The organism is Candidatus Saccharimonadaceae bacterium ML1 (genome assembly GCA_030253535.1).
Classification (GTDB): Bacteria; Patescibacteriota; Saccharimonadia; order Saccharimonadales; family Saccharimonadaceae; genus Saccharimonas; species Saccharimonas epibionticum.
Genome location: CP124550.1, coordinates 737,158 through 758,219 on the forward strand (window position 1 = coordinate 737,158; position 21,062 = coordinate 758,219).

General features: G+C 52.6%; 19 protein-coding genes and 1 tRNA gene. 2 read left to right on the forward strand and 18 right to left on the reverse strand.

What is annotated here, in order from left to right; all coding sequences use genetic code 11:
* Positions 1-7 precede the first annotated feature (7 nt).
* The 4 genes from ruvC to SEML1_RS03865 all read right to left on the reverse strand — a co-directional run bounded on the left by ruvC (position 8) and on the right by SEML1_RS03865 (position 4,684).
* Positions 8-490 (reverse strand): crossover junction endodeoxyribonuclease RuvC, encoded by a 483-nt coding sequence (gene ruvC / locus SEML1_RS03850; protein WP_146424991.1) that lies wholly within the window; start codon positions 488-490, stop codon positions 8-10.
* Between the two features lie 5 nt (positions 491-495).
* A complete protein-coding gene (locus SEML1_RS03855; RefSeq protein WP_376753902.1) occupies positions 496-2,388 on the reverse strand; it encodes a lamin tail domain-containing protein in 1,893 nt (630 codons plus the stop codon).
* A gap of 61 nt (positions 2,389-2,449) precedes the next feature.
* Positions 2,450-3,175 (reverse strand): YebC/PmpR family DNA-binding transcriptional regulator, encoded by a 726-nt coding sequence (locus SEML1_RS03860; RefSeq protein ID WP_376753903.1) that lies wholly within the window; start codon positions 3,173-3,175, stop codon positions 2,450-2,452.
* Positions 3,176-3,235: 60 nt separating this feature from the next.
* Positions 3,236-4,684: a ComEC/Rec2 family competence protein gene (locus SEML1_RS03865; RefSeq protein WP_376753904.1), complete on the reverse strand. Its 1,449-nt coding sequence runs from the start codon at positions 4,682-4,684 to the stop codon at positions 3,236-3,238.
* A 59-nt stretch (positions 4,685-4,743) separates the two neighbouring features.
* Here SEML1_RS03865 and SEML1_RS03870 point away from each other — a divergent pair.
* A tRNA-Lys gene (locus tag SEML1_RS03870) sits at positions 4,744-4,820 on the forward strand.
* Between the two features lie 95 nt (positions 4,821-4,915).
* Here the strand turns inward: SEML1_RS03870 and SEML1_RS03875 are convergent.
* From SEML1_RS03875 to SEML1_RS03910, 8 genes are all read right to left on the reverse strand, one after another.
* Positions 4,916-5,404 (reverse strand): hypothetical protein, encoded by a 489-nt coding sequence (locus tag SEML1_RS03875; protein WP_376753905.1) that lies wholly within the window; start codon positions 5,402-5,404, stop codon positions 4,916-4,918.
* A 40-nt stretch (positions 5,405-5,444) separates the two neighbouring features.
* Positions 5,445-5,768 carry a hypothetical protein gene (locus SEML1_RS03880; protein WP_376753906.1) on the reverse strand — a complete coding sequence of 108 codons (324 nt, stop codon included), beginning with the start codon at positions 5,766-5,768 and terminating at the stop codon, positions 5,445-5,447.
* Between the two features lie 31 nt (positions 5,769-5,799).
* Positions 5,800-6,711 (reverse strand): 30S ribosomal protein S6--L-glutamate ligase, encoded by a 912-nt coding sequence (gene rimK, locus SEML1_RS03885; protein ID WP_376753907.1) that lies wholly within the window; start codon positions 6,709-6,711, stop codon positions 5,800-5,802.
* Complete coding sequence (locus SEML1_RS03890; RefSeq protein WP_376753908.1) at positions 6,711-7,223, reverse strand: putative ATP-dependent zinc protease; 513 nt, start codon at positions 7,221-7,223, stop codon at positions 6,711-6,713. The genes rimK and SEML1_RS03890 overlap by 1 nt, the downstream gene beginning before the upstream one ends.
* Positions 7,224-7,280: 57 nt before the next feature.
* A complete protein-coding gene (locus tag SEML1_RS03895) occupies positions 7,281-10,442 on the reverse strand; it encodes a hypothetical protein (protein WP_376753909.1) in 3,162 nt (1,053 codons plus the stop codon).
* A 104-nt stretch (positions 10,443-10,546) separates the two neighbouring features.
* Positions 10,547-11,656: a molecular chaperone DnaJ gene (gene dnaJ / locus SEML1_RS03900; protein ID WP_376753910.1), complete on the reverse strand. Its 1,110-nt coding sequence runs from the start codon at positions 11,654-11,656 to the stop codon at positions 10,547-10,549.
* Between the two features lie 48 nt (positions 11,657-11,704).
* Complete coding sequence (locus SEML1_RS03905; protein ID WP_376753911.1) at positions 11,705-12,685, reverse strand: CNNM domain-containing protein; 981 nt, start codon at positions 12,683-12,685, stop codon at positions 11,705-11,707.
* 22 nt (positions 12,686-12,707) lie between these two features.
* A complete protein-coding gene (locus SEML1_RS03910) occupies positions 12,708-13,721 on the reverse strand; it encodes a CBS domain-containing protein (protein WP_376753912.1) in 1,014 nt (337 codons plus the stop codon).
* Between the two features lie 78 nt (positions 13,722-13,799).
* Between SEML1_RS03910 and SEML1_RS03915 the strand changes: the two genes are divergently transcribed.
* The gene (locus SEML1_RS03915; RefSeq protein WP_376753913.1) at positions 13,800-14,558 is read left to right on the forward strand and encodes a DsbA family protein; all 759 of its coding nucleotides are present in this window, start codon (positions 13,800-13,802) and stop codon (positions 14,556-14,558) included.
* Between the two features lie 317 nt (positions 14,559-14,875).
* Here the strand turns inward: SEML1_RS03915 and SEML1_RS03920 are convergent, their stop codons facing one another.
* From SEML1_RS03920 to SEML1_RS03945, 6 genes are all read right to left on the reverse strand, one after another.
* The gene (locus SEML1_RS03920) at positions 14,876-15,790 is read right to left on the reverse strand and encodes a magnesium transporter CorA family protein (RefSeq protein ID WP_376753914.1); all 915 of its coding nucleotides are present in this window, start codon (positions 15,788-15,790) and stop codon (positions 14,876-14,878) included.
* Positions 15,791-15,829: 39 nt separating this feature from the next.
* Positions 15,830-16,210, reverse strand: a complete 381-nt coding sequence (locus SEML1_RS03925; RefSeq protein ID WP_376753915.1) for a hypothetical protein — start codon at positions 16,208-16,210, stop codon at positions 15,830-15,832.
* A 70-nt stretch (positions 16,211-16,280) separates the two neighbouring features.
* Positions 16,281-17,291 carry a sensor histidine kinase gene (locus SEML1_RS03930; RefSeq protein WP_376753916.1) on the reverse strand — a complete coding sequence of 337 codons (1,011 nt, stop codon included), beginning with the start codon at positions 17,289-17,291 and terminating at the stop codon, positions 16,281-16,283.
* A 1-nt stretch (position 17,292) separates the two neighbouring features.
* The gene (locus tag SEML1_RS03935) at positions 17,293-17,973 is read right to left on the reverse strand and encodes a response regulator transcription factor (RefSeq protein ID WP_376753917.1); all 681 of its coding nucleotides are present in this window, start codon (positions 17,971-17,973) and stop codon (positions 17,293-17,295) included.
* 32 nt (positions 17,974-18,005) lie between these two features.
* The gene (locus SEML1_RS03940; RefSeq protein WP_376753918.1) at positions 18,006-18,269 is read right to left on the reverse strand and encodes a MarR family transcriptional regulator; all 264 of its coding nucleotides are present in this window, start codon (positions 18,267-18,269) and stop codon (positions 18,006-18,008) included.
* A gap of 155 nt (positions 18,270-18,424) precedes the next feature.
* Complete coding sequence (locus SEML1_RS03945) at positions 18,425-21,016, reverse strand: mannosyltransferase YkcB-related protein (protein ID WP_376753919.1); 2,592 nt, start codon at positions 21,014-21,016, stop codon at positions 18,425-18,427.
* Positions 21,017-21,062 lie beyond the last annotated feature (46 nt).

Genomic DNA, 21,062 nt, shown 5'->3' on the forward strand with positions numbered 1-21,062 from the left:
TGTTTCATTATACCGCGTGTCCGCGCTGCATAAAAGCGTGCGTCAGCGCCGCAGCCAGCGCATCGGCGCAATCGTCTGGCTTCGGCACTTCTGTTAGTCCTAATTGCAATCGCACCATTTCCTGCACTTGCGGTTTTTTTGCCGCGCCATAGCCCGCGATCGATTTTTTGATTTCATTCGGCGTGTATTCATAAATCTTAAGATTCGCCTGCTGTCCTGTGAGCGTCGCTACGCCGCGCGCCTCCGCTACGCTAATTGCTGTCGTAATATTTTTTGTAAAAAACAGCTTTTCGATCGCCATATGCTGCGGCTTCGTCTCGGCGATGATTTCCGTTAAACTACGGTAAATCTCCTCAAGCCGCTCCGGCAGCGGCGTATGCGCCGGCGTCGTCACCACGCCCGCCGTCACCAGCTTCACGCGTCCGCGCACGGCGTCGATCACGCCAAATCCGAGAATGCCCGTACCGGGATCAATACCAATAATACGCATGGTTGTTATTTTTGCCACGGCAAGCGTATGCGCCGGAATAATCGTGTAATTTCGCGCCGCCACTCCCAGCCGGCATAGCCCGAGCCTGCCGCCGTGATGCCGCCGACCGCCCACCACATCGCATAACTTGACGCAGCTGCCGTGTCTGACTCAACAGGGTACGATGTTAACTTTACGCTTTCTGATTTCTTCTTGCGGCAGCGGTTTGTCTCAGGATTGCGCTCCCAGCCGTCTTTGCACGGTTTCGGCGTTTTATCGGCGCTCGCGATTTTTTTGCAACGCCCAGTTTTCGGGTCGCGGAACTGATCGTCGCGGCATGGCTTAAGTACTTTTGCCGCTGCTGCCGCGATTGAACGGCAACGACCCGTTTCTTCGCTGCGGTATTGCCCGTCTTTACACGGCTTTACCGTTGCAACTTTTGCGTAATTTTTACAATGACCAGTTTCAGGATTGCGGTATTGCCACGGTTGGCAAGGCTGCAGCTCGCGCTCAACTGGCGTTTGTTTTTCTTTAACGCATTTTCCCGTCAGCTCGTTGCGAATTTTTCCGACAGGACACGGTAGCCACAACTCCGCGACATTGCCGCGCCCGGGCGTGAATGCGTACGTCGCCGTCCAATCATCATCAACCAAACTCCACGACGTATTTTTTGGTAATTTTTCGTAGTGGATTTCGTCGACCGTTTCGCCGCTGCTATTCAGTATTCGCACTGTACCGGTCGTTTTGCCAAGTTTTAAGCCGGCTTCTTTTACGTTTACTGTCAAAAAATCATGCGCCGCAAGCTCGCTGTCGCCAAATCCATATTGCTTTTTGTTGCTGCTTGTCGTTAGCTTGCAGCCGTTTAGATTAGCTACTGTATCGCCCGCGTTATAGATTTCAATAAATTGATCGTCGAGATTAGCGCCGATTTCGGTTAGTTTTATGTTAGCGCAAGCGTTAGGCGGCACTGCCGGCTCATGCGGATTATCAGGCGGCGATGGATCGCTAGACTGGCTCGGCTGCGGCGGGTTAGGTGGCTCCGGCGCTGCGCAGTTGATAAATTGTCCAAGCGAAAATTCATTTCCGGCAGTGAAATCATCCGCGTTATTATCACTATCGCGCACGACATTAGCGCCTATGCAGCGCTGCAAAACATTTTGCTTTTTTGAATCAATCTTTGCAGCAAACTTTTCAAACGCTGCCGCTTTATTCCATCCGATCAAGTCCGCCGCTTCGCCCGCCGCCGTCACGAGCCGCACCGAACCATTTGCAGCAAGCGAACCGCTTTTATAACTGTCGTCAAATACTTCGCGAATTTCAGAGAGTGCTTCATTTTTACTGTGTCGCACCGCATAAAATTCTCCAGGCTTCAGTGCTGCATCGTCAAAATCTTTCAAAATCCGCGTCTGTTCGCGCGCGCCGCCCGTAAAACCTTCTTTCAGGAATTGCAGCCGCCAACCTTTCAGATTTACCGCCTCGTTGCCCGCATTATACAATTCAACAAACTCTTCCGCGCTAGGACCAATTTTTACTTTCGAGACGAGAACCTTTGGCGGCGAGATTGTAGATGAATCAGCGGCAGCAGCTTGAGCCGATGGCGGCGTCAACGCATCTGCATCTGCTTGCGGTGCGGCAGTTTGCGCTGCGGACGTAGGAGAAGTTTCCGGCGCAGACGGCGCAACTAGCGGCGTTGCCGGCGGTTCAGATTCAGCTGCCGCAACAGGTTGAGTTTGCGCCGTAGAAGTTGTATCAGGCTTCACAACCGCAGATTTGGCGGCTATTTCCGGCTGCGCCGCTGCGTGTTCGGCTGCCGAACTTTCCGTATTGTCAGGCGGCGCGTTAACCGCCAGTGCTGCTGGCGCAGGAAACACCAGTCCAGCAATCAGTATCATAAGTAGTCCGCGTCGCATTACATTCATGCTTATCTCCTTACTTACGCTTAATACGTAAAGTATACCAAAGCGTATTACGGCGCGCAAACTACTCGTCAATGTCAACGGTAATGTCGGCGTTTGTATGGACGTTCGTGACGTCGTCCAGCTCTTCGACTGCGTCTAGCACCTTCATCAGTTTGCGCGCAGTCTCAATATCACCAACCGGCACGTCGTTATTAGCAACATATTGCAATTCAGCATCTTCAACGTTCAGCCCGGCCTGTACGAGCGCTGCGCGGACTTTTGCTAGATCTTTCATGTCGGTGTAAACAGTCAGCCCGCCGCTTTCTTCAACCGCATCTTCCGCGCCGGCATCAAGCACTTGCAATAGCGCGTCCTCACCGGTGGCCGCCACGCGAATCACGCCTTTGCGCGTAAACTGGAACATCACGCTGCCTGCGTCTGCCATTGTGCCGCCGTTTTTGGTCAATGCGGTACGGATTTCCGGATACGTGCGGTTTTTATTATCGGTCGCCGCCTCAACAATAATGCCGACGCCGCCTGGACCGTACGCCTCATACGTCACTTCTTCAAGCGCTGCCGCATTTTTATCGTTCACGCGGTCAATCGCACGCTGGATGTTGGCATTTGGCATATTAGCAGCTTTTGCTTTTTCGATCGCCATTGCTAGCGCTGAGTTCGTCGCCGGATCGGTACCGCCGCGCGCCGCAATCGCGATCTGGTTACCGATTTTCGTGAAAATAGCGCCGCGCTTAGCATCAACAATCGCTTTCTGGCGATGCGTCGTCGCCCATTTGCTGTGTCCTGACATACCGACTCCTTTGTTTTAATTACATCACAATTTATTACGATTATAACAGATAGCAGCGCGCTATTCTACTACCGACGCGTCGCGCAATCTGTAGCCGCTCGCGCGTTTCATATACCCCACTGCCGCGAGCAACACCGCATACCACGCCGCAGCACCGACCCAGCCAACCTGCTGCGTGATTTGTGCCCACGGCTGTTCGGCGCACCAGTAGGTTGCCGCTATCATACACGACAGTACGAATTGCGCCGGATACCCCAATACTGCCGCCAAGCCGGGTGCGGCCATCGCGCCAACGCCCGCGCCCGCCGCCAGCACCATTGTGAATGGGATAAACGGCACGATGAGTAAATTTGCAAGAAGCGAAATCACGCTAATTTGCCCGAATGCCACCAGCAAAACAGGCGCGGTTACTAATTGCGCCGCCAACGTTTCCAGTAAAATTTGCCCGATCGCCGGCGCAGTCTGCCGACCGAAAAAGTACGCCGTCATAATCGGCGCAACGATGATAACGCCCGCAAACGCCGCAAAACTCAATTGCCAGCCGACATCTCCCCACGCGTAGCTCGGATTCCATAGCGTTGTTATTGCGAGCGCCATGCCAAGCAGTACGACCGGATGAAATTTACGGCCGTAATACCACGCCCATAGACTTAACCCCGTCACGAGGCCGGCGCGCGTCATGCTCGGGCTGAGACCGGTCACCGCCATAAATCCGCCAATCAACCCCGCGCTTGCAAACATTGCCAAAAACTTCGATACTTTCTCAAACAAACGCCGCGCTAAGCGCACTAAAATCGTTAAATTATAGCCGCTCGCCACGATGATATGCGTCAGTCCGGCGATTTTCAGCGCTTCTAACAACTGTGGCGGCAGTTCACTCTTTTTGCCCAGCAAAAAGCCGATACCGAGGCTCGCTTCCGGCTCGCGAATTGCCCGCCGCACCTGCGCCGCAAAACCATCGCGCAATTCTAGCGCCGGATCGCCGCCCGGCACGCGCTTAATTTTGAGCACTGACGCCCGCGCCAGCGACGCTGCATAGTTACCGAACCCAGCGCGCAGCGTACCGCTAAGCCTCAGCCGATCGCCGCGCTTGATATTGCCCGGCTTCGCGATTGTCACCCAAATCTGCCCGGGCAGCGACCGCTCACCCAACGCTACATCAATAATTTGCAAGCGCAAACCGCCGCCTGCCGCTACGTCGGCGTCGTCTTTCACTATGCCAGACAACACTACTTGGCGACCAATCAGCGGCTCGTATACCGCGAGCCATGCTTGATCGCCCGACCCGCGCACCAGTCCTACGCACGCGCCTGCCGCTACCGCCAGCACAATCATATACCGCTGCGGCGTTTTGATAATAACTGCGAAAATGGCGAGCGCCGCCAGCCCAGCGATCCACCCGGGAATATCTGCCCGAATCCACTGCGCCGCCGCGACGCCAATAACCGCACCGTAGCACAGCGCCGCGACATGCCACATCAAATGAATCCGCTCGCGCAGCCAATTCATACCCCGATAGTACCACAGCTTGACTCACCCGCCGACAAGCGGTATAATACGAATCGTTCGGGTCCATAGCTCAGCTGGTTAGAGCACCTGCCTTTTAAGCAGGGTGTCGTGAGTTCAAGCCTCACTGGACCCTCCATACTTTTTGAAACCTATCCACTCCGTAGGAGTGGGTTTTTATTATCACGCAATAAAAATCTGCGAAATCGCAGCGTCTACGTTCGTTGCTTCGCTCTATTTCTTCTTTTTATCCGCCGCACTCGCATGCGGTTGGCGCCGAAAACTAATTTCCATGACCGCACAAACAATGCACACTGTGATAATCGTATGGCGATACTGCATAATATACGCTGCGTACTGCCGGCTTGCATCGTCCATCTCGACCGCAGCGCGAAATGCGCCGTACGTCAGCATAACCGCAAAAACTGCAAATACAAGCGCTCCCGTAACGCTACGCCACCGAGACGACGCGCGCCCCGCCCGCACCATCACGATGAGCGCCGGCAACAGCGTCAACACCGCCGCCACCACGCTTGTCAGCGGCGGTTTCGTCAAAACGAGCCCCGCTTGCGCCACGACCGGCGCCAAACTGCTCGCCCACGCATCCGCAAGCAACGCGCCTGCCGCGAGCGCTAATGTCGGCACACCTAAATTTCGCCGACTCAACCATGCCACCGCAAATAAAATCGCGAGGTAGATTCCAAGAATGATGAGATAGGTCATGTTGCTATTTTAGCATGGGCAATGCCATGCTTCAGGCAAATCAATCATCACAAGACCAAGTTGGTGTATTGGCATTAAAAGATTGCTGCGTCGTTTCATAAATTCCCGTCCATTCTTTTCCGCAGCATGCGCAACGCTCCTCGCCTGTATGTTCAAAGCTATCAGAGAATTTATCCGGTTCGTAGCGTTTTTCTTCGTCGTTCCAAATAAATTCATCATCAATAACTGTCTCGACAAGTTTTTTCATTGAACCGCAAAACTGACAAGCATATTTTGGGTAAGTAATTATATCACTCATACCTTGATCATTGATCATTTTGCCGCATAAATCAAGTGGTACGTTTCGTGGCTCGTAATAGAACATCAACCGCTTGCTTCATGCATTGTGCCAGCCGTTACGCTCCGACCTTGTCTTTCCTCGGCCGCCGCTTGGCGTTACGCTCAATGTATTCAATGATCGGTGTCGCCACGTCGCGCCCTGTATTTTTTTCAATGCCGAAGCCTGGGCTAGCATTTACCTCCAGCACCAGCGGTCCGCGCGCCGAACGCATGAAATCAACGCCGGCAACAGTCAGGTTCATCGCCCGCGCCGCTTTCACGCACATTTTACGCTCTTCATCGGTTAATTTAATTGCTGTACCGGCGCCGCCCTTGTGCAAGTTGCTGCGGAAATCGTCATCCAAACTCTGGCGCCGCATACTTGCCACGACGCGGCTGCCGACAACAAACGCGCGGATATCCGTTCCCGCCGATTCCTTCACGAACTCTTGCAGCAATACGTTTGTGCCGTCTTCATTCGTAAGATAAAACGCCTGCAGCACCGATTTCGCCGCCTTCTTACTCTCCGCAAGCACGACGCCGTTGCCATGCGTGCCGCGCGCTAATTTGATAATCACCGGCGTACCGCCAAGCTTCTCAAGCAAATCGTCAATATCGGTTGAGTTGCGGCTAAACACCGTTTTCGGGATTCCTACACCTGCTCGAGCAAGCAACTGCGTTGAACGTAGTTTGTCGCGGCTACGCGTAATAGCGATAGAGCTGGAAATCGTCCATACGCCTTGCATTTCCATCTGGCGAACAATCGCTGTGCCGTAACGCGTCATATAGCTGGCGATGCGCGGAACCATTGCGTCGTAGCTGCTTAAGTCTTCGCCGCGGTAACTCACGACTGGATTATTTTGTTCAATTGAAGCGTAGCATTCTTTGTACTTTATGATACGCACCGTATGTCCGCGCGCCTTCGCAACTTCTCTGAGCCGTTTCGTCGAATAGTTTCCGGGACCATTAGATAGGATAGCGATTTTCATCAGATAATATCTCCTCTCGGATTATTATGATAATATTTTTCAAAAAAGGCTTTCGGATCGCGTTTCAATTCTTGAGTGAGGTCGTCTGATCTATTTTCCCGAATGAACCCCTTTGACACATCTACCAGAAATTTCTTATTCAAGATCTTACAGCCAATCAGCGCCGGATATCTATTCTTCGACCGGTCAGCAAGCGTAAACGTGCCGCGGATTTTCTTACCGCCTAAAATTATCGTCAGATGCGTAAGAAATCTTACTTGCAAGTCGCCATACGCGCTGCGCACCCTGCTCGCCTCAAAGTTTTTCGTCCGGTACACCGTACCGCTATAAAATTTTGATTCCGGCGCAAAAAGCGTAAATGAAAGCTCGCCGTCGTCGCTCATGGCAATATTTGACGCCCAAATTGACGACCGGTCCGCACCCGTATCAATTTTCACGCGGATACTGCGCGCACTTTCGCTCGGAATTACAATATGCGCTGTCCGCCCGATGATGACTTTTCCGCCATTCATAGTGCTACTTTATAATTCTATTCGTTTTGTGTCAATTCATTTACCGCGCCGTTTCGTCTATATGCGTTTTTTATGATTCGCACGCACGATCGCAAAAATCACAGCCGCTAGCACGAGCAGCCCGATCGTGATATTTAAGAGCGCCTGAAACTCGCGCAGCATATAGAGAATCGCCACTGTTACGCCGACCGCGCCCCAGATCGACGTAAGCTTGCGCGCAGTCGCTACGCCCATAATAACGACCGCCGCGTGTTCAACGAGAAATAGTAATTGATACCAGCCGCCATCAATAAACGCGGCAGCCAATCCTGGAATCGTCACGAGACATAATAGCGTTACGAGATGGCACATGCTCTCTATTGGACGTTTGCACACATAATATGCAGCATACAATGCCGCCGCAACAAGCGCCCAAAGATGCGTATACACGAGCGCGTGCGTATCGGGAAGCGCTACGTATAGCAAACGCTGCGCACCAAGCATCGCGATAACAACGCCGCATTCCGCAAATCCCAGCTGCTTCATCTCATAGCTTTGTATGCCAAACACGACTCCGGAGCCAACCAAAATCGCTGCCGCACCCGCTACGATAGTTATGTCCGACGATAACAACGCCAATAGCCCAGCCGAACCAGCCGCCGTCAAGCTTGACACGAGCATTGCATTCCACACTCGCCCGGTACCGCGCCACAAACGGTACAACCACCCTGCGCCGTAGAATCCAATCAATCCAAACGCCGCAATAGCTACAAGCGTCCCGTTAAACGATACGCCGCACCATGCGCACAACAATGCCGCCAACACAACGCTCATCATATTGCCGGCATACAATAACGCGGCGCGGCGCGCAACATACACGAGCACATACATCGCTGCTACCGCCGCCAACCATCCCGCCGAGCGCATCGGATAATTCTGATCCGACAAAAGCGCAAGACTGCCAAATGTTAATGCGCAGGCCGCGCCAGACCACCACCAGGTTTTTGTCTTGGCGGTAGCCCGATTTACTGCGCGCACCAGCACGCTTACCGCTCCAAACCCTACAAACGGCAGCCATGCCGCTAGCGCGAAAATCTCTACATACGATAAATTGCACGCGATACCGGCAAGCAGGATTTGCACAACAAGCACGGTATGAAGTGCATACATCATCACGATTGCCTTTTGGCGGTATGCCGCATGCGCGCCTATCGCTACGATCGGCAGCCACGCTAGCAGGCGCCATTCATTCGCCATACTCATCGCGAGCACCGCGAGACCGATAACTGCGCCATATCCAATCGCGGCGCATCGATACATCGCCGCGGTGCGCGAAACATGGTTGCGCCAGCGGAAATACTCCGCTAACGCAATCGCCGTAGCGCTATGTCCGCCGCCAAGCGTTACGACAGTTTGCGCAGCGCTAAAGCCGCACTTAGCGCAAAGCAACCACCCCGCCGCCAACGCCGCGCCATGCGCACACAATACCATCCAGCGCAGTTTTTCAACCGCGGCAACATAATAAAACGCCGCCGCAAGGAGCACCCACCAGCCGACATACCACCATGAGACATCATGCCCCAGTGCGAGCTCATACATAGCTATGTAGAATACCGCAAACAGCAACCATACGCTCATCGACACGTAGACAAGCGCACCAGCGCTTGGCGTAAGCCGTTTCATTAATAAGCGCAGCGCGAGTACCGCTATAACACACGCCATGTAGATCGTGATGTATACATCGTACGATATATGTACGATATTATTCACAACAATCAATAGCGGCACCGTAATAATATATACCGCCGGCCACAACAGTCCGTAGCGGCGTAACCGCGCCGCCGCGAACAAAGACAACACCATAGCAAGCACTAATTCCGCTAGCTGCAGTATCGCTTCTGGGTGCGCCAGTGCGGCGTCGCTCCTCGATAAAGATGGAGCCGATGCAAGCAACGGCGCGACGAACGCCGCCGTGAAAAATCCAATCCATAGCATTACCTCGTGAATTGACGCTCGTACGCTGCCGACAGGCAAGTAGCGGAGCGACACAATCACATTAAGCAGCGGCGCAAGCGCCACCGACAAGCTGATCGCGATATACGATGTGCCGCTCGCCCACGCCGCAGCAGTACCCGCCGCCACCAGCGTAAGTAATCGCGCTGAAAATTCCGCATAATTGCGTACCGATTTATCCGACGCTGCTAGTGCTTGTGCAATATAGTAGAGCAACCCGGCAACGAGCACCACCGTATATTCCGAAACGCTTAGCACTGCCGCTGAAACGGTCGCCGCGAAAAGCGCTAACGGCACCGCCACCAAGCTTGACGTATAGATTGGCTGCACGAACAATTTCGGCACGCCTGGAATCTTTGCGTAACTCAAGAGCGTCATCGCGCCACCAAATGCAATCATCACGACGTAATACCACGCCAATTGCGCATCAACCAGCGCCGGCAGCGACATTGATACTGTAAAGAGCGACAAGATAGAAATATATGACAAGAATTGATTTTTGAACGTAATGGCAGCGAACATATACATTACCACGCCAATAAGCGATGTAATAAACCAGCACAGGGCGGCATCATGCAGCACGAGCGCGTACATTGTAATACCCGCCACTGGAATACTTGCAAGCGCCGTACCGACAAGTGCCAGCGCCGCTGGGCGAATCATCGGAATATGCTTTTGTAACACAAAACCCGCTGCGTACGATGCAATGATCAGCAGCCACACAAGCACCATACGCAGCCACGGTGCAAGTGCAAATGTCTGCGCCAACAAAATAATACCAGACACAAGCAGCAAGACGGCAACATACAGCGCAATATTAATCGTTACGTGCGATGACGGTTGCGGCGGCGGAGCGCTACCATACGGCGGCGGGGCAACAGAGCCTACTGAAGGCGGCGGCTGCACCGGCGCGGGTACAGCATACTCTTTCGCTTGAGCAGGCTTGTTTCGGAATGGAGCAGCTGAATCCAATTCGTCCACGGGCGTGCTATTACCACTCTCATCTGCCGCCGCAAATGTTCCGGCTGGTTCGGGCGTAACGGGCAGTACGGCAATATTAGCCGTTTCGGGCGAATGCGCCGCACCTTGCTCTGCCGCGCGCACGCCGTCCCAATAGCCCTGGCGATACGACGCGCTCATCGGATCAACCGTACGCTTCGCCTGGCTGCTCTTTTGCGACAACAAAATAGCGAGAACAACTGTTGCGACAAAAAATATAAATCCCATGCTGCTTCCTCTTTGCGGTTATTCTTAGTATAGCAAAACTGAGAGAAATACTAGTTAGATACTCTTATTTCGGCGGCTTGTAATTTATTGCGATCCGTGCAACCCTACGAAAATATCCCGCGCCGCTTTGCGGCATCGAATTCTTCAAGCAGCTCGCGTTGTTTTTTCGTCAATTTTGTCGGCGTGTCAACGATAACGCTAACGATGTGCGGTCCGCGGCGATCGCTCCGCAAATGCGGCACGCCGTGACCAGACAGTTTGAAATCCGTACCCGACTGCGTACCAGCTGGCACCTTCATCGTGATAATACCGTCGACAGTCTCAACGTCGATCTCTGTTCCGAGCGCAGCATCAACCATCGAAATATGCTCTTCGCTTAAAATCAGATCGCCTTCGCGCGTGAATTTTTTATGCGCCCGCACGCGTACGTGCACATACAAATCGCCGCGCACGCCGCCGGCAACAGCCTCGCCATGCTCGCGCAAACGAATCGTCGCGCCGTCGTCAATCCCAGCCGGAATCTTCACCGTAATGTCTTGCTCGCGCCGTTCAACACCCGTGCCGCGGCAGCGCGTACACTCTTTTTCCGGGACCTTGCCGCGCCCATGGCAGGTTTCGCAGGTCACTGCTTGCTGGATCGGGCCAAACATCGTGTTCATCACGCGGACTTGCTGCCCCGCACCCTTGCACGTCGGACATTCTTTTAGCTCAAAACCAGGCTCAACCGTCGTGCCGTGGCAGTGGCTGCATACATCATTAAGTGTTAGCGATAGCGTTACGTCTTTACCGAAAATTGCCTCTTCAAAGCTCAATGTCACGCGTGTTTCGACATCGCGCCCGCGCGCCTCGCCTGCTGTCCGGCTACCGCCTGCGCCGCCAAAGAACTGGCTAAAAATATCGCCGAATGCACCGCCGCCGCCAAAGTCAAAATGAATATCTTGCCCGTTGAAATTAAAGCCTTCAAATGGATTGCCGCCCGCGCTACCGCCAGCAGCACCGCCAACGCCCGCATGTCCAAATTGATCGTAGCGCTGGCGTTTTTGCTTATCCTTCAGCACTTCATAAGCTTCATTGATTTCTTTGAATTTCGCTTCATCGCCGCCCGCTTTGTCTGGATGATACTTAACCGCCAGCTTACGGAAAGCCTTTTTAATTTCATCTTCGCTCGCGCCTTTACTAACGCCAAGCACTTCATAATAATCTCGTTTTGCCATAGCCTTCCGTTATTATAGCGCACTACTAGCACTCATACAAGTAGAGTGCTAATTCCTGTGTAAATCGCGGTCAATTTCATCGGCAATCTCGTGTCCAATCGTCTCTTCAAGCAGATCTTCCACTGTCACGATACCAATAATTCGGTCATTCTGCTCAACCGGCACCAAATGCGACCCGACACGCCGGAATTTATGAAACATTGTATCAAGTGCTGTCCGCGCCCCGACCAGACGCGTCTTATGGAGCGGAAAGCACCAAAGCGGCACCGGATTATCATCAAAGTCAATATTAATCATGTCTTTTGCGAGCAGCACGCCGTGGCACATTGTCAGCTTATCGTCGAATACCGGAATGCGGCTATAGCCGCGCGCGATGATTTCGTTCACCATGCGCTCGTCGAGAATCGTATCAAGCGTTAGCCACTGCACCGCCTTGATCGGCGTCATAATCTCTTTCACGGTTTTTTCGCTTAATTGCAGCGTGCTTTGGATGATTTCGACTTCGCCGCCATCAAGTTCGCTTTTGCTGCCGATTTTATGCTCGCTGATCAGCAGACCAAGCTCAGCGCGCGTCAGTAATCGCCGGTGTTCGACGCCAACCAGATGGTCAAGCAGCAGCGCCAGCGGTTTCACCACCGGATAAACGACGATAATCATCACGCGGATCAGCGGCGCAAAGAATGCGCAGGTTTTCAGTGCAGATTTGATAAAAATCGCTTGCGGAAGCACTTCGCCAAACACCACCATGAGCAACGTTGTCGCAATGCCGGCAATCCAGCCGTTAAAATGATGTTCCAACAATAGCGAGCTACCTGACACCACTGCCATATTTGAAAACAAGATTGCCGCAAGCGACAAATGAGCATCGCGCCGCAGAGGCAACACTTTTTGCGCCGCACGGTTACCAAGCTTCGCCTTGCGCCGCAGATCACCGAGCGGCAACGACATCAGGCTGATATTCAGCCCAGAGCAAATCGCCGCCAACATCACGAGTACTGCAACTTGAATAAAAACAGAAACATACTGCATGTATTACACCTTTAGTATACCATCAAACGTCGGTCGCTGCCGAACTTTTATTGTTGTGGCGCGGATTTTTTGCTGCAAAGGCGCGCAAATCGACAACGACATCATCTTCATCGACAATTTTACGCCCGAGCAGAGCTTCAATGACATCTTCAATCGTAACGACACCTGCCGTTTCACGGTAATCATTCACGACAATGAACAAATGATGGCGCGTCTTGATAAACGCCGACAGAGCTTTTTCAAGTTTTTGATTTTGATTGATACAATAAACTTTTCGCTCCATTGCCGTCTCTGCGCGGTGCGAGCGCTTGTCTGTAAGCGTCAGTAAATCGCGGATATAGAGCACGCCGACGATATGATCAATATCGCCATCCATAACCGGAAAGCGGCTGTGCCCGGTCTTGTGCAGTTCGTCAAGCAAAAGCGGTCCAATTAGCTGGTCCTTTTTCACTGCGTCAATCACGCCGCGCGGCGTCATGACTTCTTCAACTGTTTTATCGTCGAAATGGAGCGTGCTTTTGATAAGGCGTTTTTCGTCGGCGGTCAAAATCGCGCCCGATTCTTTTACTAAATGCTCTAATTCTTGGCGCGAACTGAGCAGGCTTGCTTCGGGCGGCGCCGCGACGCTCCGCAATAGTTTACCGATGCTCGGATAACGTTCGACAAACTGCAATAACTTCGGCTCAAGCATCATATAATACCGGTCGGCGACGGCCGCTAGCATACCGTTATGCGCAATACGGCCGTATCCGAGCGCTACGAATACCGCAATCAGCACGCCCGCCAGCCAGCCGAATGCCATAATTGCACACGGCACCGCGCAAACCAGCAGCAGTGCTTCAACCGCTTTCTGCAGCGATAGTATGTCATTGATAAGCAAGCTGCGGCGCAGCTCTTCTGCCGCCGACACATCGCCCGCGGCGCGCCGGCGCTGCAATTCATACGACGATAATACAGTACGCCGCGGCGCTATACTTGCTACCGCAACGAGCGCGAGAAATAGTGCGGCGAAAGTCAAAACCCAAAGCGTCTGCATGCTTTCATTGTACCGCAGTATCGCTTGCTTGGCGAGGCTCGGCGCGCTATACTTTACAAAGAGAAACGAAGGAGGATTATGACAAAGCGAGCCTGGATTATTTTTGCCGCAATCTGCGTGGCGATTATCGGCGGATTGATTTATTTGTCGCGCAACAACAAAGTAGACGTGGCAAATGTCGACCCTACCGCTATACAAACCGCTGCTGCCGATAATGGTAATATTGCCGACCACACCTACGGCAATATGAAAAGCAAAGTGATTTTATTTGAGTACGCCGATTTCCAATGTCCGGGCTGTAATTCAGCGCATCCGATCATCAAAAAAGTCGTCGAAAAATATAAAGGGCAAATCGGCTATGTCTTCCGTAATTATCCGCTGACGAATGCGCATCCGAATGCACTTGCTGCTGCCGCTGCCGCCGAATCAGCCGGCGTAGAAGGCAAATATTGGGAAATGCACGATAAATTATTTGAGCAGCGCAGCAACTGGGTCGAATTAACGGGCGCAGCGCGCACGAACTATTTTGTGTCGCTCGCAGCGGAGCTTGGGATTAACAAAGATAAATTTTCTGAGCATCTTGATAGCGCTTCAATCCGCAAAAAAATCGACTACGACCTCGCTGTCGGCGCGAAAGCCGGCGTCGGCGGAACACCGGCGCTCTTTATCGGCAAAAAAGACGTCGGCAATCAAAAAGTTTCAAACGGTAAAATCATCTCGACAAGCAAGACCGACTCAAACGCAACGTACGTCTGGGCGAACGCCGACGACTTCGAAAAATACGTCATCGTTCCTGCGCTCAAAGAGCACGGCATTGCACTACCACGCGAAAACTAGCCGCCGAAGAATCATGCATACGAAAACACCCTGCAACCAGGGTGTTTTTTCATGCCGCTGCCGCAATCAGTATACAATATACCGCTGCCACACCGCGGGCAATATATCCACCGCAATTCGCCTGCTGCGGCTAGGCGCAAACGATACAGTTATTGACATATTCTCTCCTATTAGTGCGTGCGTTTGCACGATTCGGCTCGCCATGATTTTGCGCGCTCGACCTTTTGGCTATCATTATATATCGCGCGCGGCTCGCGAACCTGAGCCATCATAACGCATCGCCTGCCAGCATGCAAGCATGAACGGATTACGAGACGCTAGCGTTTTTTCAAGAAATAATACCCCGTCGCAATCGCCGTGATGATGCTCGCAGCGACAATAATCCAGAATGCCATCACGCCGTGCGTATCAAATGGGAAGTCGACATTCATGCCAAATAGCCCGGCAAGCATCGTCGGAATCGTTAGCGCGAGCGTCGCGACCGTCAAAATCCGCATCGTTTCGTTTAGGCGCGTATCCATAACGGCGCGGAAGCTGTCGCGCACATTTTGGATCGTGCGCAAGAGCGACTTGCACCGCGCGATTAACTGTTCAATATCAACCGACAAATCTTCGACGATCCCCTGGTCCTCTTCGCCGAGTTTAATGAGTTTATAGCGCGTATTCAGCGTGCGCTCCAACGCAACATTCGTCGGAATCAACGCGTCTAAATAGTCGTTCAACTTACGCTCAAACTCTACCAACGTCGCGATATCGCGCGAACGCAAAGTCGTCACATCGCCCGTAACAGCGCGCGTCTGGCGGTTGATCAGTGCTACGCGCGACTGGTACGACCGCAGCATCGCTTCAACCATCACCAAGAACAATTGCGTTTGCGATGGCGCTTGAATCCGCGTACGGTCAACAAATGGCTGCCACACGCGCCCCATACGTTCACGGCTAAGCGTCACGACATGCTCACCAAGCGCAAACATTATCGGCGTCGTAAAATCATTGAAATTATCATCAACGCCTGGCAACCGCGTGATGAAATATACCCAGCCGTCGCCCTGCTCAATCCGCGGTATCTCATGCGGGTCAAGCGCGTCGTTTACTAAATCATCATCCAGCCCAAGCTGATGCAAATGAAACAAATCGTCCGCCGACGGATTTTCGCACCGCGTCCAAGCGGCATGTTTAACATCGTCGCAGCGCTCTAAGGCGCCGTCCGCAAACTGGTAGTAGGTAAGCATACGTTTATTGTACCGCGTTTACGGACGATAACGCGAAAATTATGTATTTGACGTGCTGTTCGCCGGTTGTTGAGGATTCGTTTTTGGCGCCGTCTGGTTTGCGCCTTGATTTTGAGCCGGCGTGTTGCTTGTCGGCTGACTTGTCTGATTTGGTGGTTGTTGCGCTGACGAACCAGTCTGCGGTGGCGCCGAGCCAGAGCCTCCTGGCGCACCGCCTTGCTGCGACGATCCGCCGGGCGCTACACCTTGCGAACCCGCTAGAGAACGGCTGCCACTTGACTGCATACCAAGCATATACCCAATCACGCCAGTCAGAAGCGCCATTGATACCGCTGCAACTACCAGCCCCGTATTCACCGCTGATTGCCGTGCTGCAGCCGGCGCTTTCGGCGAAGCGTTAAATCCATCTTCTATCTTCATTTATCCTCCTTCTCTTAGTTAGTAATGAAGGAAACTATAACGGCGGCGCGTTAAATCCAGCTTAAAAAACCTACGGCTTTGCGGCAAGCGGCAGGGAAATCGTAAACGTCGTTCCCTTACCCTTAGCGCTTCGTACGGAAATCTTACCGCCGTGCGCTTGCACAATCCGCTGCGCAATCGGCAAACCCAGTCCGTACCCGCTAGTTGTGCGCGATTCCTCAGCGCGATAAAACCGCGTAAAAATCTGCTCAACCGTTTTACTGTCCATACCAATTCCCTCATCGCGCACCGCGATCACTGCCTGGCGACCTTTGCGCGTGCTTGATATATGAACCGTCGTGTCGTTGCCGCTGTATTTGATCGCGTTATCAAGCAAAATCGTCACGAGCTGTTCTAGTTTCTGGCGGTCGCCGAGTAGCATCAGCTCTATCGCCTCGTCCTCGACGGCGATGTTTTTTTCGACCGCTTGCGCTACCACCAAATTCATCGCTCGGTTCACGACTGCCTGTAGCGACACCGGTTCTTTCGTCATAGTCATGTCGTCGTCCTTCAGTAACCCGAGCATGGAGTTTGCTAATGTTTGCAAACGCGTCACATCGCTAACATTATCAGCAATGACTCGTTTCGCCTGTGCGAGCGTGAGTTTTGTGTTGCGTGCCGCCACCTCATTTGCTGCCAACAATGCTGTTAGTGGCGTGCGCAATTCATGACTAGCATCACTCACAAAGCGCGACTGCGCTGCCATATTTTCCTCAATCGGCTGCAGAGTATGCTGCGCCAACAAATAGCTCAATAGCGACGCCACAACAAACATTACTAGGTTAACTATCACCAAATTGATCCGTAGCGATGCCATCGCGAAATCTTCGCGCTTCGACAAGTAGTCGCTCACGCTCAGCGACTCATCGTCGATTACAATTGGCGAGAATTTTGAGTCAGCACGCCGCCGCTCTGGACGGCGGTGAAATTCCTGCGCCGAAAAATTATACAGCACAAAACTAAACACGATGCTCATCACCATAATAATAGCGAGATATGTACCCGCTAGACGCAGCACATCGCGGCGGCGCACATGCTTCATCTCATGCGCCGTCCTTGATCACATAGCCGAAACCGCGCACTGTTTGAATGAGCGGCTCGGATTGTTTGAATGGTTTATCTATTTTACCGCGTAAATAATTGATAAACACCTCAACGTTATTCGGCAAGATATCAGCGTCGAAATCCCACACGTGCGTCATAATATTTCGCTTGCTCATGATTTGGTTTTTATTGCGCATTAAATATTCCAAAATCGCAAATTCCTTGCTTGATAATTTCACCAGCTTGCCAGCACGCGTTACCGTCCGATTCACCGTATCAAGCTTGACATCCTTGGCGGCTAGTACATTATCAAGTACCTCCTGCGGGCGGCGCAGCAGTGCGCGGATACGTGCTCCCAGCACATCAAAGCTAAATGGCTTTGCGAGATAGTCGTCGGCGCCGCTATCAAGCCCTTGCACAATGTCGCGATTTTGATCTTTCGCAGTAAGCAAAATAATCGGCGTTGTGTCGCCGGCAGCACGCAGCTTTTTCGCCACTTCATAGCCATTCATTACCGGCATCATCACATCAAGCACGATCACATCGTATTCATCGGCACGCGCCGCATTGTAACCATCCTCGCCGTCGTGCTCAACGTCAACCGCATAGCCGTCAAGCTCAAGCCCCTGTTTGATCGCCTCGGCGATTCGTATCTCGTCATCTACGACTAAAATCTTCATGTATCTTACAGTATACCTTCCTCGGTAAAAATTTAGTAGGCTGGCGCCATCTCCGGCCACATATACCGAACGAGTTGGCGGCCGCGTTTGCTGGCCCGCACCCACAAATCACCGCAGGTTGGCTTGATCGTTACGAGTTTTTTCGCACGCAGCCGCTCCAGCTGCTGCGCCACGCGCGAACGGCTCATACGCAGCCCGTGCGACAAGCCGATCACGTCGTCTTCGCCGTTTTCAGTTATTTGCTGCAGTACAAGCGCCTCGTCGTTCGTTAGGGCAATTGGTTGGATTTGTTTCATATGCGTCTCCTTTCGTTATGGGTAACAGTATGGCGAAGGTTACTTGGATAAAGCTTAAACAATGCTGCGCTAATCTACCTCTGTTGTATTTGGCTTACGCGATATTTTTATGCAATAGAAGCATCGTGTTTTATTTTTTAAGCAGGCTCATCTTGCTATAACGCCGCGTTTTTTAGATCATATACTGCGTACTGTGTGCCGCCATACTCAATTTTTACACCCAACGATGCCGCCCACTGCGCAATGTCAGAATTTCCGCCTGGTCCGCCGCCGCGGCTCCTGCTATCCACAACGTAGTAGCGCACTTTACCGGTAGCGACGAGCTGTTTGAACGACTGAAGCGTGAGTGCCGAATCGCTGCCGTTAAATCCGCCAATCGCCATAACTGGCTGTTTGGTTGACAACTGAATCGGCGCCGACGTATTTGCACTATCAACTGCCGCAATCCACATTGCACCCTGCTGATTCGCGAGCAGAAACTTCACAAGCGCCGCCTCGGCGGAAGCAGCTTCGTTGTTTGTATTATTCATCGCGCTTGCGTTTGGTTCAGCCGTCGGAATACTGCCGCTATGCGCCGCCATAACCGTCGAAATGCTATACGCAATTGGCGCAGCGCCCGCCGAAATTACCGCGCAGGCAAGCATCATTCGCCGCAGCCGCATTGAAATGCGCGGAGGTAGTATGACCGCTATACCCGTAGCAGCAACTCCTGCTACGCCGACAATCCACATAAGTATTGTCCAATCATTGCGATAGCCAAGCATAATGACGCTCGTGATTGTTGTTGTCGCGATTGTTAGCGGCACGATCCACCAAACATGCGTACGGCGCGTATAGGCTTTCCAGATATACAGCACGCCAATTCCAACGAGTGCCGCTACCGCCGGCGCCATCGCTACGACATAGTACGGGTGAATTGTGCCGCTTGTCATGCTAAACACTACAATGTGAATAAACAGCCACCCCAGCCACAAGAGCACGCCGGCACGCTCTTTATTATCGCGCGGTGCATGGCGTAATAACCAGATAACCAATCCGCCGCCAATCAACGCCGTTGGAACCAGCCACGCAATATTCGGACCAAAACTTTCATTGAAGATGCGCAGCACGCCCGTCTCGCCGCCAAAACCAACACCGCCTGGTCCGCCGCCTACACCGCCAGGCACGCCTCCGCGTCCGCCGAACAAACGCCCAAAGCCGTTGTAACCAAATATCAAACTCCAGATGTCATTGTTATTTGTACTGCCCACCCATGGACGGTATGCTGCCGGCGTCAACCATACGAGCACGCTCCACCAAAATGTTGACGCCACCGTCGCGATACCAGCAACACCCAAATGCCACGCGCGCGTCATAACCGCCGGCTTCGCGCACGCTATGTACAACACCGCCATGACAGGCAAGACCAGCAAGTCCTGAAGCATTTTCGTGTTAAAAGCAAACCCCGCGAGCAGCCCGGCTGCGCTCAGCCACAGCACCGGCTTTTTACTGTCAAATGCACGCAAAAATGCATATGCGCTCGCCGTCAGAAACAACGTCAAGAAACTATCGGGATTGTTAAATCGGAATATCAGCACAGCCACTGGCGTAAGTGCCATCACTGCACCAGCAATCAACGCCGATTTCACGCCATACCAGCGCCGCACCGCCATATACACCAACACCACCGTTGCTACACCTGCCAACGCATGCGGCAACAGCATACTCCACGACGAAAAACCAAACACGCGGTCGAACAATCCCATAATCATCGTGCTGACGGGCGGCTTGTCAACGCTCATGAAATTTGCTGCGTCCAAACTCCCGAACAACCACGCTGTCCAATTCACACTCGCTGCTTGTGCAGCAGCGGCATAATAACTATTTGCCATGCCGTTGATCGTTATATTCCATAGGTACAGCGCTGCCGTTATAAGCAATAAACCGCCAAAGCCCGCCGCCTCAAACAGTGCCACACGACCATACTCGCCGCGCACGCGCGACAAATCTTTGATATCTTCAACTGCCGTTTTCACAATATGAACGCGCGAATCAGTATCCTCAATCCATTCCACCGGTTCTTCATGAATCATGTAACCTTCATATTCTGCCTTTATAAGCAACTCAGTGTCAAAAAACCACGCTGTATCTTTTACGTGCGGCAGTAACTGCTGCGCGACATCACGGCGGATTGCTTTGAACCCACACTGCGCGTCGACAAACTTTGTATGCATCGTCCAACGAATCAGCCGATTGTAGCAACGCGAAATAATGTCGCGTTTTAGACCGCGCGTTGTTTGCGACTCTTTCATTAGCCGGCTTCCTACTGCAATCGCTGCATCGCCAGTCACGAGCGGCGTAATCATTGGTACGAATGCACCTAAATTCGTTGACAAATCGATGTCCATATAGCTGACAATGTCAGCGCGGCTTTGCAGCCACACTTGCTTGAGCGCCCGCCCGCGGCCTTTCTCTGGCAAGCAGACGGCGCGGACAGCAGGGAAGTGCTCGGCGAGCATCGCCGCCACCCGGCGCGTACCGTCCGTACTGCCATTATCGGCGATAATAATTTGATAATGATACGGCAAATTATCTTCCATATACATACATAGCGTACGCACCGATTCTTCCAGAATATACGCCTCGTTAAGTACGGGCAGGACAATATCAACCGTTAGCGTACGCGGGTTAAGCGCGCGAAGCGGCGTTGTGCTATATTTTGATTGCGCCGCAAGCGCGACCGTGTGATTGATAGCGGTAGCTTTCATGCACGTTACTATACGAGCGCATCATGAAAGGAACCTTAAAAAAATA